Below are 6,124 nucleotides of genomic sequence, written 5' to 3' on the forward strand. Positions count from 1 at the left end.
CGGGCGACTTCACGCGCTGGCGTTGGAGTTGATGAGGGTGCGGTTTGATGAGGCCGGAGAACCGGCCATCGGTGTGTAGGCGATGGATTGACGCTCATAATATTGCTTTCCACCACCTGATTGGACTTTGGAGCGAGTTTGCAGCAAACAATTTGCTGGGGTTGGAGGGGGGAGTCCGTCTCGCCGAGGACTGCCAACGAACGATACCGCTACAAACGTCGTAAGTAATTAACAACGAGCGGCCTCCTCAACCCGAAACCAAGCCCGAGCGGACTTACACCGCAGAGACGGGAAGAGCGCAGAGAGGGAGAGCGACTGGTGAACCACGGATTTCGCTGATCCCACGGATTACGAATCCTGAAGGGATCGGAGGTGAAACTCACTTACTTTAGGTTGAACTACGGCGAGACGAGCGTCTCCTACCGGAGGAGGGCCGGAGGGCCGCTGAGCAACGGATCAGGCCAAGATGGGGCGTATCACCTGGCCGTGGACATCGGTCAGTCGGTAATCGCGCCCCCCGAAGCGGTAGGTGAGCTGCTCGTGATTTAGGCCCAGCAAGTGCTGCACGGTCGCCCAAAGATCATACACGGTACAGACTTCCTCGACGGCGTAGTAGCCCAGGTCGTCCGTGGCTCCGTGAGCGGTGCCGCCCCTGACGCCTCCGCCCGCCAACCAGACGCTGAAACCGAACGGATTGTGGTCGCGGCCGTCGGTCGATTGAGCGAAGGGCGTTCGGCCGAATTCGCCCGCCCAGACGATGAGGGTCTCCTCAAAAAGACCACGCGCCTTCAGATCCTTGATTAATCCAGCGATCGGCTGATCGACTTGGAAGGCCATCTCGGAATGACCCGCCTTCAGTACACCGTGCTGGTCCCACGGGTTGCCGATCTGGCCTGGATCGGCAGGGCGTGGCAGGCAGGTGAGTTCGACAAACCGGACGCCCCGCTCCACCAGGCGCCGAGCGAGCAAGCATTGGCGACCGTATTCCGCTTTCTCCCGCACCGGGGAGTCCATTCCGTAGAGCTGCTTGGTCGCTTCGCTCTCGCCTCGCAGGTCGACGAGGTCCGGGACCTTTGATTGCATCCGGTAAGCGATCTCGTAGTTCTGGATGGCTGATTCGACCTGTTCATTTCCATGCAGGCGAGTGAGGTGACGCCGATCCTGACGGCTGATGAAGTTGAGGCGCTTGCGTTGAATGCTGTCGGCCTCGCGAGGAGTGATGTTGGCCAGCGGTTCCTCCTGGGTTGGGTCGATGAACGACGCTTGGTGTAGGGCTGGCAGAAATCCATTACCGTAGTTGTTGATGCCACCGAGCGGGGAACCGCCGCTGGCCAATACGACAAAGGCTGGCAGGTTTTGATTCTCGCTTCCCAAGCCGTAGCTGGTCCAAGCGCCTGCACTTGGAAAGCCAGCCAAGGAGAATCCGGTATGTAGGAAGTAATTTCCCTGAGCGTGCTCATTGGCGATGCTCGTCATTGAACGAATCACCGCGAGGTCGTCGGCACAGGTGGCGATGTGCGGGAAGAGTTCGCTGATGGGCAGTCCGGAGCGGCCATGGTTCTGGAACTCCCAGGGGCTGGCCATGATGTTGCCGTTCTGGTTGAACATCGTCGGGCGGACAGGCACCGGCATCGGTTTGCCGTGATCGCGCTTCAGTCGCGGTTTAGGATCGAAGGTGTCCACATGCGATACCCCTCCTGACATGAAGCAGAAGATCACGCTCTTCACCTTGGGATTGAAATGCGGCGGACGAGGGGCGAATGGCGTTGGGATGAGCGGTGTGTTGGCTGCCGCGAAGGTCTTGTTCGCTCCGAAAAAGCCTGACAAGGCGACCAGGCCGAATCCCGTGGAACACTTTGCCAGCATGTCTCGCCGGGAGATCTGTGCCCGGTGAACGCGGTCGGCTTCAGGTCTAATCCACATAGATGAATTCCTTCAGGCAGAAAAGAGACTGGGCGAAGTCCTTCCAGACGCCCTCGTTCTTTTCGAGTTCAGCAGATATGATCTTGTGTTCCGTCGCCAGCTCCTCGAGGTAGCCTCGCGCCGCCTCGACATCCTCCGCTGTGGCGCAACGACCAAAGGCTTTCAAGAACATGCGACGCACGCGCTCGTCGCGGTGTTGGCCGTCGGTTACCAATGCCTTTGCCCACTTGGAAGCCTGATCGATGATGAACGGATCGTTCAGGAGTGTGAGCGACTGAGCGGGGACGTTGGTGGCGTCGCGCTTTCCCCGGGTGCTCATGGGCTTGGGGGCATCGAATGCTTCCAGGAATGGGTTCGACGCGTTGCGACGGATCCTTTGGTACAGACTGCGCCGCCGGTCTCCATCCAGAGGCCCCTTGGGGCCCCCTCCTTCGGTCTTCCCCACGAAATACACGTTCACACCGGGCCCATACATTTTGAGATCAAGCTGGCCGGAGACGGCGAGCACCGCGTCACGCACAGCTTCCGCCTCCAGGCGTCGGACGTGCGCATGGGAGAGGAGTTCGTTACCAGGGTCGAGGCGCTGGGCGTTAGCCGATGGGATCGCCGATTGTTGGAACGCATGTGATGTCATCAGGAAGCGGATCGTTTGTTTTACCGACCAGCCGTGTTCGATGAAATAGCAGGCGAGGTAATCTAAGAGCTCTGGATGGGTTGGTTTTTCGCCGAGGCGCCCGAAGTTGTCCACGGTTCCGACGAGGCCTCGGCCGAAGAGATGATGCCACAGCCGATTGACCATCACCCGGGCCGTCAGCGGATTGCTTGCGTTCGCGACCTCATCGGCCAACTCCAACCTTCCGCTCAACTTTGTGGGAAACGCCCGGTCGTTGAACATCTCCAGAAAACGGCGGGGTACCGGTTTGCTGGGTTGAGTGAGCGAGCCGCGGACGAACAACGGCTGGTCGAACGCCTCGGTTTCGTGCACGCCGGGCGCGCGGCGCGGAACCGGAATTGCCTCCTCGAGAGCTCGGTACGAGGACACCGCGACATCCAACCGGGGGAGCCGCGCCCGTGTGGCCGGCAGCAAGTCGCGTCGGACGAAGTAGTCCAGGAACGTCAGAGCTTCGTCGGTGAGGTGGCCGTCCTGCCATTCTGAAACCGCCTGATCCAGAGCCTGGCTATAGAGATCCGCGAGGTCCTCCGCGGATGTCGGCATCCTTTGTGAGAGAAGGAAAGCGGCAGGTATCAGGAGTTCTTGGGGTGGCTGGTCAATGTCGTGGAACATCACCTCTGCGGCTCCGAAAAAAGCGCGTCCGCTGTCGGCGGAGTCCGAGATTGGAGAATCGTCGGCTGTGACGAACTCGAGATAAGCATGAGCCCCTTTGCGGTAGGCAGTGTCCAATCGGATCCACTTCATTTCGTCCGACCCCAAGCCAGACGCTGGATAAATACCCCCGCCGCCAATCGGATAGTTCTCGACCACCAGACGCACTCTGCTGCGCTCACCCAGCCCCCGGATGCTCAGGTTGTCCTTAGTTACTTGAAATCGTGGTGAAGTGAATACCCCGTGCTGCTTGCGGGTGAGAGTGTGGGTGAACACACCGGCTGGATAAAGTCCGCGCAATACCCGGTCTCCCTTGACCTCCATAGAAAACTCCCCGGTAGATACCGCGGTGGCTGCATCCTGTCCCGCCATGAACCAACGGCCAGCTTCCTCACCTCGCAGGTCCCAGCCGTGGGTGAAATTAGTCCGATTGAATTCGCGACGGTTGGCCAGTTCGCGCTTCCAGTCGATCGCCAGCTGGTTCCAACCGTCGCGGAACGCGGTATCCCTCAGCTGCGACAATTTCACCCACGGATGAAGCGGGTTGGACGTGTTTTTAGCGGCGTCCGCCAACGCCGTTGTCCACGCTTCCGCTGTTCTGGAAGTATCGTTGATCTTGGTCTGAGCGGCCTGAAGCTCCTTTAGTTTCCGGTTCAATCGGTCCCAGGTTTCCCGCTCGGTGGGGGTGAGAGCCCTTGCCAACGTCGCCGCGTCGATGGCCGTAACCCCGGCTCGGAAGGAAGCAGAGAGTTCAGCTGGGCTGAGCGCGCGCGCATAAAGGCGGGCTTCCTCGATCTCCCCGGCGAGGGAGGTTACACCTTTGGCCAGATGTCGTTTGCCGAGCAAAACCCGAGCCTCGTTGGCAGTGAACGTCTGCAATTCGCCCTGTTGGTAGCTCGCACCATAAGGACTTCCATTGCGATAGAGAGTGATGGAGTTGTCGGCACCGTACACCGCCGCGAGATGGATCAGTTCGTCTGGATTTGAGGTTTCGCCGGGGCCGCCGAGATCGCGTGTGCGACGGAAAAAATCACTTCCGGCGATCCAATGTCCAGTTTTTCGCTCACCGAACACGATGGAGTCAAAGGTCTCACTATCGGGTGTCTGCACGGTTAAGGCGCCACCTCCCTGTTGGTTCAGGTCAGACAGGGTGAGCCACACTTCCAAGGTCTTTTCCTTCAGCGTGAGCGGTAGCGGTTCTGTCACCACCCAGGCGTTCGTCCCATTGAGGATGAGTCGGCCGTTGCGAACCCGTGCGCCTCCTTCGGGCCTTCCATGCATCGTGCCGAGGGTGTCACGCAAATGCCCCTCAAAATCCCACCGTGCAACTGGGGTTGGGAGTGGTGCGGCCAGTTCGCTCTTCCGATGGCCGGCCAGTTCTGCGCGGGCCCGAGATTCGACCTGAGCAAGGGCCTGGAGCGTCTGGCGGACTCCCTGCTCCAGGCGATCTTCGTCTCTTTTGAGTGCCGCTTGTTGCCGGAGTTCCTTGCCCACGTCTGCCGCGGCCGACCTCCACGCGTCGGCTAGACCGCTGCGAATCTCACGCTTCAAGATCGTCAGCTCGGTGCGGTTCGTTTTCAGCGAGGCTGGAGTATCTACCACGACCTGTCCTGGACGACTGCTGGCGAACACGCCGTAGAGGGCATAAAAATCCTGTTGGCTGATCGGGTCGAACTTGTGGTCGTGGCAGCGCGCACAGGAGACGGTGAGTCCGAGGAACGCTTTGGAGAAGACATCAATCTGATTGTCCACCACCTTGACCTGATCATCCAGGGCATCGACCGGCACATAGCCCAGTTCGACCATGCGCAAATGTGCCGTTCCGAGCTTAGACTCATTCAAACCTTCCGCCAGATTGAGGCGGGGGGAGGGTAGAAGATCACCCGCGATCTGCTCCTTTACGAATTGATCATAGGCAACGTCCTCGTTGAACGCACGAATCAGGTAGTCCCGATAACGCCAGGCCATTGGCAGCTCCGGATCCCCCTGGCTGCCGTGCGACTCGCAGTAACGAACCAGATCCATCCAGTGCCGAGCCCAGCGCTCGCCAAAGCGAGGAGAGGCGAGCAAGGCGTCTATCCGCCTCTCGTAGGCATGGGGCGATGTGTCCCGTTGGAACGCGTCGATCTCTTCGGGAGTCGGTGGCAGGCCGGTGAGTGCGAAGGTGGCTCGGCGCAAGAGCGATTCACGGCTGGCGATCGGCGCCGGTGCTAAATCACGATCCTCCATCTTAGCCGCTAGAAATCGATCGACCGGATGCTCTGTTCGCGCCGCGTTTTTGACGGCGGGGAGCGCGGGCTTCTTGAGAGGTTTAAAGCTCCACCACTCCTCGCGGCTCTTGCGCGTGGTTTGCCACTCGGACGGGAATGCTGTCAGGAGTCCGAAACAGAGTAGCCCTAGCGTCGCCCAGGCCGTTGTTTGGTAGGAGATGATCACTCGTTTGGGACGGCTAAGACTGTCGGTTGGAGGAGTAAAGCATTTGGACGGGTGATGATCAGTTAGGTCTCGTATACAGGCTGCCGGATCTCGAGGCAAGCGCGTGAGCTACAGACGGTTCACGATCGGAGGGTATTCAGATCAAGATCCCCGGGAAGGGGGGGAAGTACGTGCGCTTTTATGGACCGCGGAGACAGGTCTCCGCTTTTCCTGCACGCGACGGAGTGTCTGGAGGTGCGCCTTGGCTGAGCCCGTGCGATGGAGAGGGCAAGGTGGCGCGAAGGAACAGCGGTGTCGTGCCCTAAGCATTACCCACAAGTTCTTCGACCAAATGTTAGAATCCCAAAGGGATTCCGGCTCAAAGCCCAGGGTTGGCGCGACGCAGGAGCGCCTACCCTGGGTTAGTCGTTGTTTTCTCACAACCCCATCGCGGGTTGCGCT

2 protein-coding genes are annotated in these 6,124 nt (G+C 59.7%); both read right to left on the reverse strand.

The window, feature by feature from the left end:
• Positions 1-456 precede the first annotated feature (456 nt).
• On the reverse strand, positions 457-1,923 hold the full coding sequence (locus JNN07_18575) for a DUF1501 domain-containing protein (protein ID MBL9169751.1): 1,467 nt from the start codon (positions 1,921-1,923) through the stop codon (positions 457-459).
• Positions 1,913-5,683 carry a DUF1553 domain-containing protein gene (locus tag JNN07_18580; protein MBL9169752.1) on the reverse strand — a complete coding sequence of 1,257 codons (3,771 nt, stop codon included), beginning with the start codon at positions 5,681-5,683 and terminating at the stop codon, positions 1,913-1,915. The genes JNN07_18575 and JNN07_18580 overlap by 11 nt, the downstream gene beginning before the upstream one ends.
• Positions 5,684-6,124 lie beyond the last annotated feature (441 nt).

It is taken from the genome of Verrucomicrobiales bacterium (genome assembly GCA_016793885.1).
GTDB lineage: Bacteria > Verrucomicrobiota > Verrucomicrobiia > Limisphaerales > UBA11320 > UBA11320.